At 71.6% G+C, this 18,991-nt stretch carries 23 protein-coding genes; 9 read left to right on the forward strand and 14 right to left on the reverse strand.

Annotated elements, in window-relative coordinates:
* Nucleotides 1-2 precede the first annotated feature (2 nt).
* Genes EG812_RS09065 through EG812_RS09080 form a run of 4 tightly spaced genes read left to right on the forward strand, consistent with a single transcriptional unit; the run spans nucleotide 3 to nucleotide 3,638 of the window.
* On the forward strand, nucleotides 3-737 hold the full coding sequence (locus EG812_RS09065; RefSeq protein ID WP_126711313.1) for an ABC transporter permease: 735 nt from the start codon (nucleotides 3-5) through the stop codon (nucleotides 735-737).
* 11 nt (nucleotides 738-748) lie between these two features.
* Entirely contained in the window at nucleotides 749-2,014 is a 1,266-nt protein-coding gene (locus EG812_RS09070; protein WP_043722049.1) for a sensor histidine kinase, read from the forward strand.
* The gene (locus EG812_RS09075; RefSeq protein ID WP_013736120.1) at nucleotides 2,011-2,652 is read left to right on the forward strand and encodes a response regulator; all 642 of its coding nucleotides are present in this window, start codon (nucleotides 2,011-2,013) and stop codon (nucleotides 2,650-2,652) included. Before EG812_RS09070 ends, EG812_RS09075 begins: the two co-directional genes overlap by 4 nt.
* A gap of 2 nt (nucleotides 2,653-2,654) precedes the next feature.
* Nucleotides 2,655-3,638 (forward strand): helix-turn-helix transcriptional regulator, encoded by a 984-nt coding sequence (locus EG812_RS09080; protein WP_013736121.1) that lies wholly within the window; start codon nucleotides 2,655-2,657, stop codon nucleotides 3,636-3,638.
* A 17-nt stretch (nucleotides 3,639-3,655) separates the two neighbouring features.
* On the opposite strand, the gene EG812_RS09085 is transcribed toward EG812_RS09080, so the two are convergent.
* Entirely contained in the window at nucleotides 3,656-4,570 is a 915-nt protein-coding gene (locus EG812_RS09085; protein ID WP_013736122.1) for an SDR family oxidoreductase, read from the reverse strand.
* 77 nt (nucleotides 4,571-4,647) lie between these two features.
* On the opposite strand from EG812_RS09085, the gene EG812_RS09090 reads away from it, so the two are divergent.
* Entirely contained in the window at nucleotides 4,648-5,328 is a 681-nt protein-coding gene (locus EG812_RS09090) for a nucleotidyltransferase domain-containing protein (RefSeq protein ID WP_126711314.1), read from the forward strand.
* A gap of 33 nt (nucleotides 5,329-5,361) precedes the next feature.
* Here the strand turns inward: EG812_RS09090 and EG812_RS09095 are convergent, their stop codons facing one another.
* The 9 genes from EG812_RS09095 to EG812_RS09135 form a co-directional block, all read right to left on the reverse strand.
* Entirely contained in the window at nucleotides 5,362-6,099 is a 738-nt protein-coding gene (locus tag EG812_RS09095) for an alanyl-tRNA editing protein (protein ID WP_013736124.1), read from the reverse strand.
* Nucleotides 6,100-6,110: 11 nt separating this feature from the next.
* A complete protein-coding gene (locus EG812_RS09100) occupies nucleotides 6,111-6,998 on the reverse strand; it encodes an alpha/beta fold hydrolase (protein WP_043725877.1) in 888 nt (295 codons plus the stop codon).
* Complete coding sequence (locus EG812_RS09105) at nucleotides 6,995-7,309, reverse strand: DUF2516 family protein (protein ID WP_013736126.1); 315 nt, start codon at nucleotides 7,307-7,309, stop codon at nucleotides 6,995-6,997. Before EG812_RS09105 ends, EG812_RS09100 begins: the two co-directional genes overlap by 4 nt.
* 69 nt (nucleotides 7,310-7,378) lie before the next feature.
* Nucleotides 7,379-8,269, reverse strand: coding sequence for a hypothetical protein (locus tag EG812_RS09110; RefSeq protein WP_013736127.1), 891 nt, complete (start codon nucleotides 8,267-8,269; stop codon nucleotides 7,379-7,381).
* Entirely contained in the window at nucleotides 8,266-8,946 is a 681-nt protein-coding gene (locus EG812_RS09115) for a helix-turn-helix domain-containing protein (RefSeq protein WP_013736128.1), read from the reverse strand. Before EG812_RS09115 ends, EG812_RS09110 begins: the two co-directional genes overlap by 4 nt.
* Nucleotides 8,947-9,215: 269 nt before the next feature.
* Nucleotides 9,216-10,175 carry an asparaginase gene (locus EG812_RS09120; RefSeq protein WP_126711315.1) on the reverse strand — a complete coding sequence of 320 codons (960 nt, stop codon included), beginning with the start codon at nucleotides 10,173-10,175 and terminating at the stop codon, nucleotides 9,216-9,218.
* Between the two features lie 95 nt (nucleotides 10,176-10,270).
* Nucleotides 10,271-11,098, reverse strand: coding sequence for a beta-keto acid cleavage family enzyme (locus tag EG812_RS09125; RefSeq protein ID WP_043722058.1), 828 nt, complete (start codon nucleotides 11,096-11,098; stop codon nucleotides 10,271-10,273).
* An 86-nt stretch (nucleotides 11,099-11,184) separates the two neighbouring features.
* A complete protein-coding gene (gene ygfZ, locus EG812_RS09130; RefSeq protein ID WP_126711316.1) occupies nucleotides 11,185-12,297 on the reverse strand; it encodes a CAF17-like 4Fe-4S cluster assembly/insertion protein YgfZ in 1,113 nt (370 codons plus the stop codon).
* Entirely contained in the window at nucleotides 12,294-12,722 is a 429-nt protein-coding gene (locus EG812_RS09135; protein ID WP_013736132.1) for a Fur family transcriptional regulator, read from the reverse strand. The genes ygfZ and EG812_RS09135 overlap by 4 nt, the downstream gene beginning before the upstream one ends.
* 68 nt (nucleotides 12,723-12,790) lie before the next feature.
* On the opposite strand from EG812_RS09135, the gene EG812_RS09140 reads away from it, so the two are divergent.
* A complete protein-coding gene (locus EG812_RS09140) occupies nucleotides 12,791-13,639 on the forward strand; it encodes an aminotransferase class IV (protein ID WP_126711317.1) in 849 nt (282 codons plus the stop codon).
* A gap of 11 nt (nucleotides 13,640-13,650) precedes the next feature.
* Here EG812_RS09140 and EG812_RS09145 read toward each other — a convergent pair whose 3' ends face one another.
* Complete coding sequence (locus EG812_RS09145) at nucleotides 13,651-14,244, reverse strand: heme-binding beta-barrel domain-containing protein (protein ID WP_013736134.1); 594 nt, start codon at nucleotides 14,242-14,244, stop codon at nucleotides 13,651-13,653.
* Between the two features lie 117 nt (nucleotides 14,245-14,361).
* Nucleotides 14,362-14,463 carry a small membrane protein MtfM gene (gene mtfM, locus EG812_RS29920; RefSeq protein WP_013736135.1) on the reverse strand — a complete coding sequence of 34 codons (102 nt, stop codon included), beginning with the start codon at nucleotides 14,461-14,463 and terminating at the stop codon, nucleotides 14,362-14,364.
* Between the two features lie 12 nt (nucleotides 14,464-14,475).
* Between mtfM and EG812_RS09150 the strand changes: the two genes are divergently transcribed.
* Genes EG812_RS09150 through EG812_RS09160 form a run of 3 tightly spaced genes read left to right on the forward strand, consistent with a single transcriptional unit; the run spans nucleotide 14,476 to nucleotide 17,319 of the window.
* Nucleotides 14,476-14,850: a DsrE family protein gene (locus tag EG812_RS09150; RefSeq protein WP_013736136.1), complete on the forward strand. Its 375-nt coding sequence runs from the start codon at nucleotides 14,476-14,478 to the stop codon at nucleotides 14,848-14,850.
* 49 nt (nucleotides 14,851-14,899) lie between these two features.
* Nucleotides 14,900-15,280 (forward strand): SCP2 sterol-binding domain-containing protein, encoded by a 381-nt coding sequence (locus EG812_RS09155; RefSeq protein ID WP_013736137.1) that lies wholly within the window; start codon nucleotides 14,900-14,902, stop codon nucleotides 15,278-15,280.
* Nucleotides 15,277-17,319, forward strand: a complete 2,043-nt coding sequence (locus EG812_RS09160) for an amylo-alpha-1,6-glucosidase (protein WP_126711318.1) — start codon at nucleotides 15,277-15,279, stop codon at nucleotides 17,317-17,319. Before EG812_RS09155 ends, EG812_RS09160 begins: the two co-directional genes overlap by 4 nt.
* A gap of 10 nt (nucleotides 17,320-17,329) precedes the next feature.
* On the opposite strand, the gene EG812_RS09165 is transcribed toward EG812_RS09160, so the two are convergent.
* Nucleotides 17,330-18,193: a hypothetical protein gene (locus EG812_RS09165; RefSeq protein WP_126711319.1), complete on the reverse strand. Its 864-nt coding sequence runs from the start codon at nucleotides 18,191-18,193 to the stop codon at nucleotides 17,330-17,332.
* A gap of 55 nt (nucleotides 18,194-18,248) precedes the next feature.
* Nucleotides 18,249-18,767, reverse strand: a complete 519-nt coding sequence (locus tag EG812_RS09170) for a winged helix-turn-helix domain-containing protein (protein ID WP_013736140.1) — start codon at nucleotides 18,765-18,767, stop codon at nucleotides 18,249-18,251.
* Between the last annotated feature and the right edge of the window lie 224 nt (nucleotides 18,768-18,991).

The raw sequence follows: 18,991 nt of genomic DNA on the forward strand, positions 1-18,991 counted from the left end.
CCATGCACGCCTTCAGCCAGATCCTCAAGACCGAGGCCCGGCTCTACCTGCGGGACACCTCGACGATGGTGCTCACCATCGCACTGCCCACCCTGATCCTGGTGGTCCTCGGACTCATCCCCACCCTCCGAAAGCCCACTCCGGATCTCGGCGGCCAGTCCTTCGTCACCTACTTCACCCCGTCCCTGCTGGTGGTCACCCTGGCGATGGTCGGCGTGAACGTCCTGCCCACCGTGCTGGCCACCTACCGGGAGCGCGGCATCCTGCGCCGGCTGGCCACCACCCCGGCCAGCCCGCTGGCCCTGCTGCTGGCCCAACTGGTGCTGGCGCTGATCGGCATCCTGGCCAGCGCGGTGCTGCTCGCCGTGGTGGCCCGGCTGGCGTTCGGCGTACCGCTGCCGCAGCACCCGCTCGGCTTCGCCGCCGCCCTGATCCTCGGTACCGCGGCGCTGCTCGCGCTGGGACTGCTGGTGGCGGCGGTCGCGCCCACCGCCAGGTCGGCCCAGGCGCTGACCGTACCGGTGTTCATGGCGGTGATGTTCTTCGGTGGCGTGTACCTGCCGAGGTTCCTGCTGCCCGATTTCCTGGCCGAGATCGGCGCCTACACTCCGCCCGGTGTGCAGGCCCTGCTGGACGCCTGGACGGGCACCGCCCCGCACCCGCTGCACCTGGCGATAATGGCGGTGGTCGCGGTGGCCGCCGGTGCTCTCGCGACGAAACTGTTCCGCTGGCAGTGAGCGGGGAGCCGATGACCAGCAGCGGCGAGGGCGACGACCGGTTGGCCACCTGGAAGGCACGGGAGGCCGCCCTCTACCGGTTGCTGCCCTACGGCGGGCTGGCCGTGGGCACGCTGCTGGCCCTGCTCACACCGGCACCCCGCGGCCTTCCGATATGGCTCACCCTCACCGTCGTCGTGGCGGCCGGGGCCTGGGTCGCCTGGTTCATCAACCTGCATCCGGGCTGGCAGAGCCGTCGTACCCGGATGGCGGTCTACTACGCGGGGTTGCTCACCTTCGCCGCGGTGCTGGTGGTGGCCAGCCCGTGGTACGGCTACTTCGCCTGGATCGGCTACGTGCACGCCTTCCCGGTGCTGTCCTGGCGATGGCGGATCGGCGGGGTGGCCGTCACCGCCGTACTGCTCGCCACCGCGCAGGGCGGTGGCGTGTCCGCCGCCCTGTCGGGCTCGCAGCTCTGGCTGGTCCTGGTGCTGTTCAACGTGCTCGTCGCGGGCGCGGTGATCTGGTTCAACATCGTCGCCGAACGGGAGGACGCCAAGCGCAAGCGGTTGGTGGCGGAGCTGGCCGCCGCAAACCGTCAGCTCACCGAGACGGTACGGGAGAACGAGGGTCTGCACGCCCAACTGGTAACCCAGGCCCGGGAGGCCGGGGTGCTCGACGAACGGCAACGGATGGCCCGGGAGATCCACGACACCCTGGCGCAGGGGCTCACCGGCATCATCACCCAGTTGGAGGCGGCCGAGCAGACCCGCGACCGCTCCGGCGACTGGCGGCGGCACGTGGACAATGCCCTGGCGCTGGCCCGGGAGAGCCTCACCGAGGCCCGTCGCTCGGTCCGCGCCATCCGTCCGGAGCCGCTGGAGGCCGCTAGGCTGCCCGATGCCCTGACCGAGCTGGGTGGACGCTGGTCCGCGCGGCACGGGGTACGGGCCGAGGTCAACACCACCGGCACCCCTCGGCCGCTGCATCCGGAGGTCGAGGTGACCCTGCTGCGGGCCGCCCAGGAGGCGTTGGCCAACGTGGCTCGGCACGCCGCTGCCTCCCGGGTGGGGCTGACCCTGTCCTACATGTCGGATGTGGTGACGCTTGACGTACGGGACGACGGCACCGGCTTCGACGCCGAGGCTGCCGCACCGAAGCCGGACGGCGGCTACGGGCTGACCGCCATGCGGCAACGGGTCACCGAGGTCGGCGGCCGCCTGGACGTGGAGTCCGAGCCGGGCGGCGGCACCGCGATCTCGGCGTCCGTACCGGCGTTGCCAGGGGGTGTGGGGTGACCGATCCGGTACGCCTGCTGATCGTCGACGACCATCCGGTGGTGCGGGACGGGCTGCGCGGCATGTTCACCGGTGATCCCGGGTTCGAGGTGGTCGGTGAGGCGGCCGACGGGGCCGAGGCGCTGGCGTTGGCCGCCCGGCACCGTCCCGACGTGGTGCTGATGGACCTTCGGATGCCCGGCATGGACGGGGTGACCGCGATCGGTCGGCTGGTCCGCTCCGGCAGTACGGCGAAGGTGCTGGTGCTCACCACGTACGACACGGACGCCGATGTGCTGCCGGCGATCGAGGCCGGTGCCACCGGCTACCTGCTCAAGGACGCCCCCCGCGACGAACTGGTCCGGGCGGTACGCGCCGCAGCACGAGGCGAATCGGTGCTCTCTCCCGCCGTGGCGGGACGGCTGATGGGACGGCTGCGTGCCCCGGCGGAGGAGCCGCTGAGTCAGCGTGAACTGGAGGTGCTCACCCTGGTGGCGCGCGGCTCGACGAACCGGGAGGCCGCCGCGCAACTGTTCATCAGCGAGGCCACCGTCAAGACCCACCTGCTACACGTGTACGCCAAGCTCGGGGTCAACGACCGGGCCGCCGCCGTGGCCGTCGCGTACGACCGGGGTCTGCTGACCCCCGGCGGACGCTGACCGTGCGGGCGGCGCGGCTGATCTCGTTGCTGCTGCTGTTGCAGGCGCGGGAGGCGATGACGGCGGCGGAGCTGGCCCGGGAGCTGGAGGTCTCCGAGCGGACGGTGTACCGGGACATCGTGGCGCTCTCTGCCGCCGGGGTGCCGGTCTACGCCGACCGGGGTCGGGCCGGGGGTTACCGGCTGCTCGGCGGCTACCGGACCCGGCTGACCGGGATGACCCGGGACGAGGCGGAGGCGCTCTTCCTCGCCGGGCTGCCCGGACCGGCCGGAGACATGGGGTTGGCCGACGCGGTCGCCGCAGCCGAGTTGAAGGTCCTCGCCGCGCTGCCGCCCAGCCTGCGTGACGCACCGACCCGTACCGGGCAACGCTTCCACCTGGACGTGCCCGGCTGGTACGCGCAGCACGCCCCACCGCCGTGGCTGGCCGACCTGGCCGGCGCGGTCTGGCGGGACCGGGTGGTGACCCTGCACTACCGGCGTGGCGATCGGGAGGTGACCCGGCGGGTCCACCCGTACGGTCTGGTCCTCAAGAACGGCATCTGGTATCTCGTCGGCCGGGTCGACGCGGACCTGCGCACCTACCGGGTGGACCGGATCGTCGACGTCGAGCCAGACGAGGAGGCCTTCGAGCGGGAGCCGGACTTCGACCTGCCGGCGTACTGGCACGCGCAGGCGGAGGCGTTCCTGCGCGGCATGCTGCGGGCCGAGGTGCGGATCCGGCTGAGCCCCGCCGGCCTGCGCCAGCTCAAGCACCGCAGCGACATCCCGTTCGGGTACGCCGAGGCGGTCGCCGCCGCCGACGAGCCCGACGAGCAGGGCTGGGTCACCACCCGGCTGCCCGTCGAGTCCGTCGACGTGGCGTACACCCAACTGCTCGGACTGGGCCCGGAGGTGGAGGTGCTCGACCCGCCCGACCTGCGCGCCCGGCTGGCCGAGGCGGCGGCCCGCGCCGCCGCCCTCTACACCGCCCCCGGCGACCGCTGACCCCGCTGGTCGCTCGGTCAGCGGTAGCCGGTGACGTCGGCCGGTTTGCCGGCGTCGACCACCTCGGTGATGTAGCGGTACGCGTCCGGCTGGCTGCCGTCCACGTCGGTGAAGCCGTACACCTTGGCCAGGTCGCCCGCGGACACGGAGTGCCCGCTCCACCGGGCGCGGTCGGGGTCGGCGGCCAGGGCGGCGACCGCCCGGCCGACGAACGCCGGGGTTTCCGAGATGAGGAAGTGCGGGTCCTTGGCCGCGCCGTCGCGCCAGTTGGCCTCGGTGACGCCGAAGTGCTCCAGCATCGCCTCGGAGCGCAGCCAGCCGGGACTGAGCGCGACGGCGGTGCCGCCGTACGGCCTGAGTTCGTGCGCCCAACTGAAGGCGAGCCGGTTGACCGAGGTCTTGGCGAGGTCGTAGAAGACCGACAGGCGGTAGTTCTGCTCGTTGTACGCCCGCGTGCCGTCGCCGATCTCCACCACTAGGCCGCCCGGGCGGCGGATCAGCAGCGGCATCGCGAAGTGGCTGGTGATGATGTGGGTGTCCACCGCGAGCCGCAGCGTACGGAAACCGGCGTCCAGCGGCTGCTCCCAGACCGGCTTCTCCCAGGTGATCAGCGGGTCGGCACCCCACACGTCGTTGACCAGCACGTCGAGTCGGCCCTGTTCGGTGTCGATCCGCGCGATGAGGTCGCGTACCTGGTCGGGCACGAGGTGGTCCACCCGGACGGCGATGCCGGTGCCACCGGCGGCGGTCACCAGTTCGGCGGTCTCCTCGATGGTCTCCGGCCGGTCCAGCTCCGAGCGGCCGGCCCGGCTGCTGCGGCCGGTCGTGTAGACGGTGGCGCCTGCGGCACCCAGTTGCACGGCGATCTGTCGGCCGGCGCCCCGGGTCGCCCCGGCCACCAGCGCCACCGTTGCGGTAAGCGGTTTCGTCATGGCTGCCACGCTGCCAGCAAAACATGACAGCCGATGTCAGGTTTCGCGGACGACAGGTGATCCGTCATGCTCCCCGCATGCACCTGCTGCTCTCCGGCATCGTCGGCTCGGTGGCGTACGGGCTGGCGGGGCCGGGCTCGGACGTCGACCGGATCGGCGTCTTCGCCGCACCCACGGTCGCCTTCCACGGTCTGCACCCGCCGCGCGAGTCGGCGGTCACCACCGACCCGGACACCACGCTGCACGAGGCCCGCAAGTGGTGCCGGCTGGCGCTGAGCGGCAATCCGACCGCCAGCGAGCTGGCCTGGCTCCCCGACGACTGCTACGAGACCCGTACCGAGTTCGGCGAGCGACTGATCGGCATCCGGTCCGCGTTCCTCAGTGCACCCCGGGTCCGCGAGGCCTACCTCGGCTACGCCGCCCAGCAGTTCCGCAAGCTGGAGTCCCGGGGCGACGGGACCTTCTCGTCGGAGACCCGGCGGCGCACCGCGAAGCACGCCCGACACCTGGCCCGGTTGGTGCACCAGGGCCGACTGCTCTACGCCACCGGGATCTTGGAGATCCGGCTCGCCGACCCGGAGTGGTTCCGCGGCTTCGGGAACCGGGTCGCCGAGGGCGCGCTGGACGAGGCGCGCACCCTGCTCGCCGAGGCCGAACTCGACTTCGACCGGATCCGGACGCCACTGCCCGACCGGCCGGACGAGAAGCCGGTGGAGCGCTGGCTGCTCGACGTCCGCGCCGCCCACCTGCCCCGCTGACCGGGCACACCTGCCGGGTCGGTCCGGCCCGGGTCAGTCGGCCAGGCGGATGCGGACCCGACGGTTGGCCCGGCCCTTACTCTCCACCTTGACCACCCGCACCTTGCCGATCTGGGCGGTGGAGGCGACGTGCGTACCCCCGTCGGCCTGCACATCCAACCCGACGATGTCGACGATGCGGACCTCCGCCTCGTCGGGCGGAATCAGATTCGACTGGGTACGGATGATGTCCGGCAGGGCCAGCGCCTCCACGCGCGGCAGCACCCGGGTGGCGACCGCGCGATCGGCGGCCACCTCCGCGTTGACCAGCTCCTCGATCCGGCTCTTGAAGTCCGACGGCACCTCGGGCAGGTTGAAGTCCATCCTGGCCTCGCCGGGTTCCATGTTGCCGCCGGTGACCAGGGCACCGAAGTCGCGGAACACCACCCCGCAGAGCACATGCAACCCCGAATGGGTACGCATCAGCCGAGTGCGTCGATCGTCCTCCACCGCACCGGTGACGGTGGTGCCCGTCGGCGGCAACGGGTCACCCTCGGCGGGGATCAACCACAGGTCGTCGGCCTTGCGGGTGCCCACGACCCGGGTCTGCACCCCCTGCCAGAGCAGTACGCCGTGATCCGGCGGCTGCCCACCGCCGCCCGGGTAGAACGCCGAGCGGTCGAGCACGATGCCCTGCTCGGGGTCGCTGTGCAGCACCGTGCACTGCCACTCGCGCAGGCTGGGATCAGCAAGATCGAGCCGGTGCGTACGGCCATGGTGTGTGACGCCCATGACAGGGCAGGCTACCCGTTGAGGAACTCGGAGATCCGGGCCCGTACGTCGGCGCGTTCCGTCCAGAGCACCCCGGGGCGGGCGTACCGGTGCAGGGTGGCCTGGGGCAGCGCGGCGGCAAGCTGCTCGGCGACCTCCACGGGATGCAGGTCGTCGCCCTCGCAGGCGATGATCAGCGCCGGAGCGGTGACCGCGCCGAGCGCCCCGGCATCGGTGACGGGTGCCTGCCCGGGCAGATCGGCCAGGCCTGCGGCGAGACCGTCGCGCAGCAGGTGATCGAGCCGCTGTCGCAGGTACGCCCATCCGGCCGGCGTGTTGCGTACTGCCGGTGGCATCTCCGCCGCGACCACCTCGGCAACCGCCGAGGCGTCCCCACTCTCCACCGCGGACAGCAGTTCGAGCAGCCGGGTCCGGGCGACTGGAGGCCGCGGCTGGTCGAGCGCCGCAGGCAGGAAGAAGATGAGCCGCTCGAAGCGTTCCGGGCTCTCGACGAGCAGCCGACACAGCGCACCCGCGCCGAGGCTGGCACCGAACGCCCGGGTCGCACCGGACAGGTCGGCGACCGCCCGCAGATCCCGGGACAGGTCGAGATAGCTCCACAGACCTTCCGGCGCGTCCGAGCGACCGTGCCCACGGAACTGGAAGAAGACCTTGCGGCCGGTGACGCCGCTGCCGAAGGGGCGGGTGACGGCGATGCCGTTGCCCAGCCCGTGAGCGAACACGGTCACCGGATCACCGGTGCCGGTGACCAGCCGCTCCAGCCGTACGCCGTGCGGCGTGGCGACCAGCTCGGTGTCCGGCTCGGGTAGCGCCGGACGTCCGCTGCGTGGCCCACCCGGTCCGGGCCCCCAGGTGCGAGGCCCGCCGTCAGGTGGTGGTGGCCAGCGGAAAGCCCTCACCACGACCCTCTGTTGTCACCCAGTTCGCGTAGGCCGACCCGGACGTCGAGCAGGTAGATCAGGGCCGCCGCGATGCCGATCAGCCCGAAGATGCTGAGCGTGGTCTGGGTGAGCAGAGTCAGCAGGAGAGTGACCGCGAGAATCGCGATCCAGCCGCCCTTGGGCAGAGTGCCGATGGCGGGGAAGGCGTCGGAGCGCTGCGTGATGGCGTGCACGAGCGCGACCCCCTGCACGATCAGTGCGAACACGAACAGGATCAGATCGATCACGAGGCGAACATCGAAGGCGAAGATCGGCGCGGCGTAGGCCATGACGGCAAGCTTATGCCGACGACCCCGGATCCGTCCGACAGGACGGTCACCGGGGTCGCCGGCAGGTGGTCACTCGGCGGCCGGACGGGTCCGCTTGGTGGCCCCGGGCAGCTTCGCCGACGGGGTTGCCGTCCGCTTCGCGGCCGGCTGCCGGGTCGTCGCCTTGGCGCGGGTGGCCTTCTTGGCAGCGGCCGGCTTGGCCTGTGCGATCTCGGCCACCTCGGCCGGGCTCGGCACCTCGGCCGACTCGACACTGGCAGCCGGCTTCTTCGTCGTGGCCATCTCGGTCGTCGCGGCGGCCTCGGTGGTGGCGGGCGCGGCCTGCACGCTGGCCTGGGTGGCCTCGATGTCGGCGTTGACCGTGTCGGCGGCCTCCAGCACTCCGGTGCCGACCGCCCGCTCGCCCCGGGTCACCAGCTTGCTGTAGACGGCCAACGCGCGCTCCTGCGCGGCATGGGCACCGGCGACGACCACGGCGGCGTTACGGGCCGCCAGGCCACGCAGCCGGTCCAGATCAGCCGCCTGACGCAGCCGGTTGAAGTCGGCGCTCTCCCGCAGCCGATCCAGGTCGGCCGCCTCCCGCAGCCGGTTGAAGTCGGCGACCTCACGCAGCCGGTCCAGATCGGCTGCCTCACGCAGCCGGTTGAGGTCGGCTGCCTCACGCAGGCGCTTGAGATCGGCGGCCTCGCGCAGGCGGTTGAGGTCGGCGTTGCGCCGCAGCGACTCGGCGGTCAGGTTGGCGTTGCGCAGCTTCTCGTTGGCCTTCTGGCGCAGCTCGAACCCGGCCACGACGGCCTTGCCACCGAGGTCGTTGGCGACCCGGCTGCCGTCACTGGCGACCCGTTCGCGCAGCTCGGCGACCACCGTGGGCAGTTTGCGCAGCTGCTCCAGGGCGAGGTCACCGGCACCGGCGGCAGCGTAGATCGGAGCGGGGATACGGTTCGTCTTCGGCTGAGTCACGACTTCTCCTCTTCGGCCGCGACGGCGGCCTTGCGGACCACCTTGCGGGCGGCCTTCTTGGCAGGGGGGCGGGCCGGTGCCGGAGCGGGACCCGCCTCGGTCACGGCGACCGATTCAAGGACGGCCTCGGTCGGTGTGCCCTCAGGGGTGGTGGGGCCGGTCGCGGCCAGGTTGGCCACGTCGGGCGCGGTGATCGGCACAATCTCCTCGCCACTGGTGTCCGTACCGTGGACGGGGCCGACCGGGGCGGACCCGGTGGTGGCGGTTCCGCCTGGGGTGGCGGTGGCCGGTCCACCCGGGGCAGCATCGGCCGCGGCAGCGGTGGCCTCGGCGAGCCGGGCGTTCTCCCGGCGGAAGGTCTCGTAGATCTGGGTGAGGGACTGCTTCTGCGCCATCGTCAGGTCCGGATCGACCGCGATGGCGGCCAGCACGCCCTGGCCTTCCTTGTCATCGAGCAGGCCGGCCCGCAGATACATCGCCGGCGTCGAGACCCGCAGCGCGCTGGCGAGTTGCTGGAGCACCTCGGCACTTGGTCGGCGCAGCCCTCGCTCGATCTGGCTCAGGTAGGGATTGCTGACCCCGGCCTGCTCGGCAAGCTGCCGCAACGAGATCTTCGCGTTTCGCCGCAGGTCACGAATGAACCCGCCGACGTCGGGAAGGTCCTTGGAAGTGGCCATGACTCAACGCTAGCTCGCTCTGCTAGCACCTGCAAGCAATCCGCTAGCCACAGTTAGCAGCCTCACCCCACCCCCCCGCACCCCACCCCCACCCGCGATCTTGCACTTTCTGTCGGGGCAAATGCCACAAACGGCGCGAATCAGCGACCAAAAGTGCAAGATCGCGGGCAACAGGGCGCGCGCCGACAACAGCGCCGGGCGGACCACAGCGGCACGGGCGGACCAGGGCACGGGCGGGCGTGAAGGAGGGGGGAAGGAGGGGGGTGGGGTTACCAGAGGGGGCGGATGGTGCCTACGGGGAGGCCGCCGCCGAAGAGGGGGATCTCGGCGAACTCGGCCAGCACCGGGGCGTCGATCGCGAGTCGGCGGAGCGCGGAGGTCACCACGGGCATCCGGGCCCGCCCCGCACCGTCGTCGATCTTCAGCGCGAGGGCACCGACACCGGGCACGGCCGCGGCGATCACGCCCTCCGCGCCCACTTTCGCCAGCAGTCCCGGCACGCCGCGCATCAGCCGGGTGTCGTCCGCCTCGGTGCCGCCGACGATCTCCGGGTACGCCCGCATCGCGTCGGCCACCGTCCGCTCCACGGTTCCAGTCTCAGCCGACACCAACCGCAGGTACGCCCGGGCGAGCCCGGTCAACGACACCGCCAACACGGGTGCGCCGCACCCGTCCACGCCGACCGCCGCCGCCTGCTCACCGGTGAGGTCTTCGATCGCGTCGCGCAACCGCTGCTGCAACGGGTGCTCCGGCCGCCAGTAACCGTCCACCGGCCAGCCGGCGGATCGGCAGGTCAGCAGCATCCCGGCGTGCTTGCCGGAGCAGTTCATCTGGATCCGGGTGGAGCCGCCGCCGGCTCGCAGCACCGCCTCCCGCGCCTGCTCGCCGACGGGCAGGTCCGGCGGGCAGTGCAGCGCCTCCTCGTCGAGCCCGGCATCGGCGAGCAGCCGGGCGACCCGGGCCAGGTGGAACTCCTCCCCCGCATGGCTGGCCGCCACCAACGCCAGGTCGGCGGGGTCGGTCAGCGGCAGCCCGGCCCGGAGCATGCCGACCGCCTGCATCGGCTTGTTGGCAGATCGCGGGAAGATCGGCCCGCTCACGTCACCGGCCGCGTCGAGCACGGCACCCGTCACGTCGAGCACCACCACCGAGCCGCGGTGCACGCCCTCCACGAAGTCGGACCGGACCACCTCGGCGAGCGGCACCCCGCCCGCGTACGTCTTTCCCACGGTGTGGACGGTACCGACGGTTGATGGCGTGCCGACGTCGGGGTGAGCAGGGACTCCCCCTCCGGGTGTACAGCAACGCCGGGCGGGGTCAGCCCTTACAGGCCGAGCAGTTCGCGGGCCTGGGTGGTGTTCAGCGGTGGACGCTGGGCGAGCTGGGCGAAGCCGACCGCCCGGGCGACCAGCTGCATGTTCGACTCCACCGGGCGTCCCTTGGCGTACGTCACGGTGTCCTCCATGCCGACGCGCAGGTGGCCGCCGGCCGACAGCGAGGCCAGCATCACCGGGATGCTGCTGCGCCCGATGCCGGTCGCCGAGAAGGTGGTGCCCTCGGGCAGGTCGCGCAGCATCTGCTGGGCCGCGACCAGGGTCGCCGTGGTGCCGGGCATCCCGCCGGGTACGCCCATCACGAAGTCCACGTGCACGTGACCGCCGTGCGGCAGGCCGTACTTGTCGAGCAGGCGGCGCAGCGCGGTCAGGTGACCGAGGTCGAAGATCTCGTACTCCGGCACGATGCCGCGTTCCTGCATCCGGGTGTGCAGGTCGACGATGAACTCCCAGCGGTTGAGGAAGACGTCGTCGCCGAAGTTGACGGTGCCCATCGTGCAGGAGGCCATGTCCGGGGCGGCGTCCAGCACGGCGAGCCGGTCGGCCTCCGGGTCGGTGACTGCGCCGCCGGTGGAGAGCTGCACGATCAGGTCGGTGCTCTCCCGCAACGCCGCCACGGTGGCCCGCAGTCGTCCCAGGTCGAGGGTGGGTCGGGCGTCGTCGTCGCGGATGTGGACGTGGATGATCGAAGCGCCGAGCGCCTCGCACTCCTTGGCGGTGAGCAGTAGCTCGTCCAGGGTCACCGGCAGCGCCGGTACCTCCGTCTTGGCCGACTCCGCGCCGGTGGGGGCAACCGTGATCAACGTCCCTGTTGTCATGCCGGCGATCCTAGAACGCCCGCTGAAGGTACTGGTGTTAACAGGGGGCCCGGCCTCTACCGGAGGCGTTAATAGGGTGCCCTTCCTTACTCCCGGTCGATGGCGGCGGCGCTCTCGCCGACGCGCAGCACCGCGTCGTCGGGCACCGAACGTTTGATCACCGCGAGCGCGACCTGACCCAGCTCGTGGTGGTGCACGGCGGTGCCGACGAAGCCGACCGTACGCCCGGCGAAATCGACCGGGGTGCCGGCGACCGGCAGTTGGTCGGTGGTCACCCCGTCCAGGTGCAGGAGCACCAGCCGACGCGGCGGACGGCCCATGTTGTGCACCCGGGCGACCGTCTCCTGCCCCCGGTAACAGCCCTTGTCCAGGTGTACGGCCGGGGCGATCAGGTCGACCTCGGCCGCGATGGTGCGATGGTCGGTGTCGACACCGACCCGGGCCCGTCGGGCGGCCACCCGCACCGCCTCGTACGCCCACAGCCCGGCGACCCCGACCCCGCCGTCGCGCAACCGGGTGACCACCTGGTCCATCGCGGTCCGGGGCACCAGCAGGTCCACGCCCAGCGGCCCGCGTCGCGCCCACCCGCCCGACGGCAGGGGCTTGACGTCGTAGCGGGCGGTGGGTCGGGGCGGCACCTCGCCGGAGCGGAACTTGGGCCCCGGCACGCCGCTGACGTCCGGTGCGTTCAACGTGGGCACGTCGAGCAGGGCCAGCGCTTCGGCCACCCGGGGCCCGACCAGCGACAGCAACGCCTGATCGGCGGTGACGTCACGCGGCTCGACCCGGCTGAAGAACCGCATCTTCTCCAGGTAGGTCAACAGGCCCTCGGTCGCACCCGGCTCGGTGTCCAACCAGGTGGTGTCGCCGTCCTCGGCGACCATGGCGTGCTGTTCGATGTGCCCGTTCGGCGAGAGCACCAGCAGCTCGGTGCCCTGCCAAGGGCCCAACTCGGCCAGATGTTGGGTGGTGAGGGTGTGCAGCCAGGAGATGCGGTCCGCACCCGGCACCGCGATCACGCCCCGGTGGGATCGGTCCACCAGGCCGACCTCGGTGTCGAGCAGGCGCTGCTCGCGCATCGGGTCGCCGTAGTGGGCCGCCACCGGGCGCACGCCGGCCGCCACGTGCGCCGGCTCCGGCTGGTCGCGGCTGGACTCGTCGATGCTCTCCACGGCCACCGCACCCGCGATGTCGATCATTTCGGACTCCCGTCCCCGCACCGTACGCAGTTGCCGAAGAAGGAGACGTGGCCGATGTCCATCCGGAAGCCACGTTCCCGCGCCAACTGCTCGGCCAGCGGGCGCATCAACTCGGGGTCCATCTCGTCGATCGCGCCACACTCGCGGCAGACCAGGTGGACATGCTGGTGCTCACCGGCCGCGTGATAGGTCGGCGACCCGTGCGACAGGTGGGTGTGGGTGACCAGGCCGAGTCGTTCCAGCAGTTCGAGAGTGCGGTAGATGGTGGTGATGTTGACCCCGGCGGCGACTTCGCGCACCGCCGTGTGCACCTGCTCCGGCGTGGCGTGCCCCAGGTCCAGCACCGCTTGCAGGATCAGCTGCCGCTGCGCCGTCAGCCGCAGGCCACGGGAGCGGAGCAGTTCCGCGAGGGAGGATTCGGACACCCTCCGATCATAGTTCGGCCGTCTCCGAAGCGTTCGACGGAGACCACTGCCCACTATCCTGCCCAGTTGTGGAGGTCACACGGATCGGCGTACTCGGTCGGGGGTTGCTACCGGTCACCGAGCCGGTGCTGCGCGGCGACGACCTCGGGGTGCTGCGCGGCGACGGGCTGTTCGAGACCATGCACCTGCGGGACGGACGGCCCTGGCTGCGCGAGGCGCACCTGGCCCGGCTGCGCGCCGGCGCCGCAGCGGTGGAGCTGCCCCTGCCCGACGACGCGGCGCTCGTCGAGCTCCTGGAAACCGTCGCCGCCGGGTGGCCGGCCGAGGTCGAGGGCGCCTTGCGGCTGGTCTGCACCCGCGGGCCCGAGGGCGGCGGCCCACCGACGGTGTACGCCACCCTCACGGCCGTCCCGGCCGCGGTCCGGCAGGCCCGACACGACGGGGTACGGGTGGCCACACTGAGCCTGGGGGTACCCGCCGACGCCCGCCCCGAGTTGGACTGGTTGCCGGCCGGCATCAAGTCGACGTCGTACGGGGCGAGCACGGCGGCCCGCCGGTGGGCCGCCCGTGCCGGGGTGGACGACGTGCTCTGGGTCTCCTCCGACGGCTACGTGCTGGAAGGGCCGACCGCCAACGTGGTCTGGTCGACCGGCGACACGCTCTGCACGGTGCCGGCCGGGCGCACCGGCATCCTGCCCGGCACCACCGTCGCCTGGCTGCTCGCCAACGCCGACCAGGTCGGCTGCCAGGCCGCCGAACGCATGGTCACCCCGGCCGGGCTACGCGACGCCGACGCCGTCTGGCTCACCTCGTCCGTCCGCGGCCTGGTGGAGGTGCACGCCCTCGACGGTGAGCCGCTGCCCCGCAGCCCGCGTACCCACGCGCTGCGGGACCTGCTCGGCTTTCCGCTGCCCTGACCGCCGCCGGGTCAGCCGGCGACCCGGATGAGCCGGGCGGACAGGTGCGGCGACAGCGGCTGGCCCACGGCGGCCATGTCCTGCGCGTACAGCAGGGCACCCTCGACGATGCCGAACAGCCGGTGCCCGGCGGTGACCTCCTTGGCGGTGGCGGTACGCACCACCGCGTCGGTCACGAACTCGATCTGGGTGCCCTTGCGCCGACCGATGTGCAGCTCCATCACCCCGGTCGGGACGGTCAGCAGCGCCTCCAGTTCGTCGGTGACCCGGTCACCGTCGAGTACCGGCCGCCACCAGCCGACCTCCCGTCCCGCCGGGCGCACCGGGCGGGACTGCTCGTCGAGGATCCACGCCCGCGACTCGTACGACAGGAACGGCCGTCCGTCGTGGCTGATCCGGATCTCCTGGGCGAAGTCGAAGTCCTCGATGGTGGGGAAACCACCCCGGCCCCGACCCCGCCACACCCCGATGTACGGCAGCAGGCCGTCCAGGCTCGGGTGCAGCTTCGGCCCCACCCGCAGGTCGTGGCTCTCCTCGTAGGGGTACGGGTCGACCGGCGGCGCGTTCAGCCACGGCGGCGGTGCCAACGGATTGTCGTCACTCACAGCATCACCTTTGTTCACGACTGCGGGGCTCGCAAAACCGGCTCGCTCCTCGCGCTTCACGGCACTTACCTTCGTTCGCGACTGCGGGGCTCGCAGAACCGGCTCACTCCTCGCGCTTCACTTGCCTCTTGAGATGCGGACGGCCAGATAGATCAGGCCACCGGCGAGCGCGCCCAGGCCGGCGACCAGCAGGCTGACGAACCCGATCTCGGTGACCATCGGGCTCATCCTATGCTGGGCACCATGGCCCGCTCTCTCGTCGTCAAGGCCACCGCCGGAGCCGATGCGCCCGAGCGTTGTGCCCAGGCGTTCACGGTGGCGGCCACCGCCGCTGCCGCCGGTGTGCACGTCTCGCTCTGGTTGACCGGCGAATCGACCTGGTTCGCGCTGCCCGGACGGGCGCAGAATTTCGAGTTGCCGCACTCGGCGCCGCTGGCCGAGCTGCTGCACGTGATTCTCACCACCGGCACGGTGACCGCCTGCACCCAGTGCGCGGCCCGCCGGGACATCGGCACCGACGACGTCATCCCGGGAATCCGGATCGCCGGCGCGGCGGTGTTCGTGGAGGAGACGATGACCGAGGGAGCGCAGGCGCTCGTCTACTGAGCCCGACGGAACCTGCCCGGCAACTCGGACGAATGCCTACGATTCGGGTGTGACCGAGGCGATCGAGCAGTTCTTTGCAACCTTGCCCGCCCGCGCCCCGCAGGTGCTGCGCGCCCCGCTCACCGGCACGCTACGGATCGACCTCGCCGACGATGGCCGTACCGAGCACTGGGTGCTCCGCATGCGGCCGGGCGCTGTCGACGTCGACCAGGGGCCGGCCGAGGCCGACGCCATCTGGTACAGCAGCGTGGACCTGTTCGACCGGCTGGTGACCGGCCGGGCTCATGCGTTGGCCGCGCTGTTTCGCAACGAGAGCACGTTCAGCGGCAGGGTGATGTTGTTCCTGGCGTTCCGGCGGTTCTTCCCGCCCGCGCCCGACACCAGGGACCCGCGCGAGGTCGCCCGGGAGAAGGTCAGGCGGACCCGGTGAAGGAGCTTGTCAGCATCCTGGACGGCAACACCTTCCTGGTCAGTGATCGCTGTGGGGACATCGAGCCCTCCCTCGACTTTCCCACCGGCCTGTTCGCCTTCGACACCCGGTTCCTCTCCACCTGGCTGCTGCTGCTCGACGGCGAGCGGTTGCAGCCCCTGTCCGTCGACGACGCGGAGTCCTACCGGACCCGCTACTTCCTCGTGCCGGGCGAACCCACCCACTTCCTGGACACGAAGGTCTCGATCATCCGGAGCCGGGCCATCGGCGACAGCTTCGATGAGGACCTGACCGTGCTCAACCACTCCGGGCAGGACATGACGTTCACCGTCCGGCTTGAGATCGCCGCCGACTTCGCCGACCTGTTCGAGATCAAGGACACGCGGGGCAAGCAGGGCGACCTCACCGTCACGGTCGAGGATCAAGCACTGCGCCTGGCGTACCGGCGGGAGGCGTTCCACCGCGAGACGGTGGTCCGCAGCAGCGCACCCGCGGCGATCGACAAGCGGGGAATGACCTTCTCGATCCGGATCGGTCCGCACGGCGAATGGACCACCCGGCTGGGGATCACCACGGTGATCTACGGCCCGCGGGGTCAGGACGTCCGGACCCGACTGCCGATGGCGGGCAGCCGCAGCACGGCGGCCATTCAGGCCGAACACGCGGAGCTCGTCGCGAACGCGCCCAAACTCGGCTGCGACTGCGAGCCGCTGGCCACCGCGTACCAGCGCAGCCTGGAGGACCTGGCTGCGCTGCGGTACGAGTCCATCGCCCTCGGCGTCCGGCTGATGGCCGCCGGGCTGCCGTGGTTCATGACGCTGTTCGGTCGGGACAGCATCATCACCTCACTGCAGGTGCTGCCGTTCCTGCCGGACACCATTCCGCCCACACTGATGATGCTGGCCGGACTGCAGGGCCACCGGATCGACGACTTCCGCGACGAGGAGCCGGGCAAGATCCTGCACGAGCTGCGCTACGGCGAGACCGCCGGGTTCGAGGAGCAGCCGCACTCGCCGTACTACGGCTCAGCCGACTCCACCCCGCTGTTCCTGATCCTGCTCGACGAGTACGAACGGTGGACCGGCGACAGCCAGCTCGTCAAACAGCTGGAGTACACCGCCCGGGCAGCGCTGGCCTGGATCGACACGTACGGTGATCTGCTCGGCACCGGCTACCTCTGGTATCAGACCCGCAACCCTCGCAACGGGCTGGAGAACCAGTGCTGGAAGGACTCCTGGGACGGGATCTCCTACTCCGACGGGCGGCTGCCGGGCTTTCCCCGCGCCACCTGCGAGATGCAGGGCTACGCCTACGACGCGAAGCTGCGCGGCGCCCGGATGGCCCGGCTGTTCTGGAACGACCCGCAGTACGCCGACCAGCTTGAGCGGGAGGCCGCCGAGCTGAAGGAACGGTTCAACCGGGACTTCTGGCTGCCGGACAAGGAGTACTACGCGCTGGCGCTGGACGGCGACGGCACTCCGGTGGACGCGCTCAGCTCCAACATGGGGCACCTGCTGTGGAGTGGCATCGTGGACGAGTCGCGGGCCGCCCGGGTCGTCGAGCACCTGCTGGGACCGCGGCTGTTCTCGGGCTGGGGGGTCCGCACCCTCGGCGACGACCAGAGCCGCTACAACCCGATCGGCTATCACGTGGGGACGGTCTGGCCGTTCGACAACTCGATCATCGCCTGGGGTCTGTGGAAGTACGGCTTCCGGCAGGAGGCCGGGCAGATCTGCGAGTCGATGCTCGGCGCCTCGCGCTACTTCGACGGCCGGCTGCCGGAGGCGTTCGCCGGCTACGAACGCGACCTCACCGAGTTTCCGGTGCAGTACCCGACCGCGTGCAGCCCGCAGGCATGGTCGGCGGGCACCCCGCTACTGCTGCTGCGGGTCCTGCTCGGGCTCGAACCAGAGGGTGAACACCTGATCATCGACCCGTACGTGCCGCAGGGCATGGGCCGGGTGGAACTGCTGGACATTCCCGGCCGGTGGGGTCGGGTGGACGCGCTGGGCCGCAGCCGCAACCGCGACGACGAGTGAGGGCAGCGCCTCAGCCGGCGCAGCCGGTGGTGGCCGCCAGGACCGTTCGGTCCTCGTACAGCTCCACCAGCACCGCCACGCCGTCGTGCCGGTAGGCGTACAGCTCGTCGGTGGCCACCACGGGTGTCCCACCGGCCAGGGGCGCGAGCGCGGCCTGGGGCGACTCCGCCGCCGCCGTGAGGTCGACCCGGAGGGTACGCGCCACCCCGCCGCTCGGGCAGACCACCTGCACCCACTCGTCCGGCTCTCCGGCCTCCACGCCGAGGGCGGCCAGCGCGGCGGCCAGGGCCGTCGACTCGGGGCCCGGAGGGTACCCCGGCAGGAACGAAGCGACTACGACGTCGGCTGGGCGGCAGCCCGTCTCGACGCTCAGGCGCACCCGGCCGTCGGCGACGGTACGACCCGAAACGGTGACGAACTCCCCCGCGTCGGCGCGCAGCCGGGGGCCGTCGGAGGTGAGCCGGACGCCGGCCCGCCAGGTCGAGGGCAGTCCCTCGGCGACCCGCTCCAGCACGGCCCGCTCCTCACCGGCCGGCACGGCCAGCTCGACGTGGCGGCGCAGGATCGCGCCATCGGCGAACGGGGTGACCCGGCAGCCCTGCTCGATCTCGGCCGGCGCCAGCGCGTACACGGTGCCGGAGGCCGCCGCGACCAGCTCGCCGATCGCGGCGTCCACCCGCGGCACGGCCTGGGCCAGGGTGCGCTGCTCGCGGACCGTCGGCGGATCGTTGCGGGCCGAGTGCCAGGTCAGGCCGGCGAGCAGCACCGCCCAGGCCACGGTCAGCGCGACCAGCCACCGCGGCCAGCCAGGGCCGGAATCGGGTGGCGGCGGGCCGGCGGAAGGGGCGTACCCCGTCGGGGCTGTACTGCTCACCGGGCCATGGTGTCACGCGCGGCGACTCTTCCCGGGCCGGGTCAGCGGTGCGGTGTCAGTTCTGGTCCTCGACGGCGTCGGGGGGTGCGGTCAGGCGGTAGCCGACTCCGCGGACGGTCTGCACCTGGGGCCCACCGGGGAGGGCCCGCAGCTTGCGGCGCAGTCGCTTGACCGCCGAGTGCAGGATCGCCGTGTCGCCGAGGTAGGCGCCGCCCCAGACCGAGGCGAACAGCCGTTCGTAACTCCACAGGCTGACCGGCGAGCTGGCCAACCGGGCGAGCAACTCCCGCTCGGTACGGGTCAGTCCCAGCGGTACGCCTCGCCAGCTGACCAGGTGCCCGGCCCGGTCGATGACGAGATCGAGCCAGCCGTCCGCGGCGTCGGGCCGACGTTCAGGAGGTCGGACATCCGTCAGGTCGGGCTCGCCCGGTGGCTCGGGAAACATCGCTCGCAACTGGGCCAGGTCGGCGCAGATCACCACCGGACCCACACCGTCGAGTCGTTGGACCACGCGCTGCCGAACAGCGGCGTCGGAGCTGACGCAGACCAGGATCGGGATCTCCACACCGGACACGTTGCCTCCCCACGAGCCCGCGCTGACCTGCGACTTCCCACCAATCGACAACGACGGCCACCGATGGCTCCCGGCAGTGAGCCTAACGGTCAGGATTGCGCCTCGTCACTGACCGAGTACTGACCGACATCTTCCATTGATCACTGATCGTCGGCGCAGAAGCATGACTCTCAGCGGGCGGGCACCACCACCAGCCACCCACATCGTCCGACCGCTCCGCGGTG

This window comes from Verrucosispora sp. FIM060022, from assembly GCF_003977705.1.
GTDB classification, from domain to species: domain Bacteria; phylum Actinomycetota; class Actinomycetes; order Mycobacteriales; family Micromonosporaceae; genus Micromonospora; species Micromonospora gifhornensis.

What these genes read in the sequence shown, in the direction of transcription:
- EG812_RS09065 (WP_126711313.1), top strand. Translation starts at nt 3, where the DNA reads ATGCACGCCTTCAGCCAGATCCTCAAGACCGAGGCCCGGCTCTACCTG.
- EG812_RS09115 (WP_013736128.1), bottom strand. Translation starts at nt 8,946, where the DNA reads ATGGCCACTTCCAAGGACCTTCCCGACGTCGGCGGGTTCATTCGTGAC.
- EG812_RS09125 (WP_043722058.1), bottom strand. Translation starts at nt 11,098, where the DNA reads ATGACAACAGGGACGTTGATCACGGTTGCCCCCACCGGCGCGGAGTCG.
- ygfZ (WP_126711316.1), bottom strand. Translation starts at nt 12,297, where the DNA reads ATGATCGACATCGCGGGTGCGGTGGCCGTGGAGAGCATCGACGAGTCC.
- EG812_RS09070 (WP_043722049.1), top strand. Translation starts at nt 749, where the DNA reads ATGACCAGCAGCGGCGAGGGCGACGACCGGTTGGCCACCTGGAAGGCA.
- EG812_RS09150 (WP_013736136.1), top strand. Translation starts at nt 14,476, where the DNA reads ATGCTGGGCACCATGGCCCGCTCTCTCGTCGTCAAGGCCACCGCCGGA.
- mtfM (WP_013736135.1), bottom strand. Translation starts at nt 14,463, where the DNA reads ATGGTCACCGAGATCGGGTTCGTCAGCCTGCTGGTCGCCGGCCTGGGC.
- EG812_RS09105 (WP_013736126.1), bottom strand. Translation starts at nt 7,309, where the DNA reads ATGGCCTACGCCGCGCCGATCTTCGCCTTCGATGTTCGCCTCGTGATC.
- EG812_RS09090 (WP_126711314.1), top strand. Translation starts at nt 4,648, where the DNA reads ATGCACCTGCTGCTCTCCGGCATCGTCGGCTCGGTGGCGTACGGGCTG.
- EG812_RS09095 (WP_013736124.1), bottom strand. Translation starts at nt 6,099, where the DNA reads ATGGGCGTCACACACCATGGCCGTACGCACCGGCTCGATCTTGCTGAT.
- EG812_RS09085 (WP_013736122.1), bottom strand. Translation starts at nt 4,570, where the DNA reads ATGACGAAACCGCTTACCGCAACGGTGGCGCTGGTGGCCGGGGCGACC.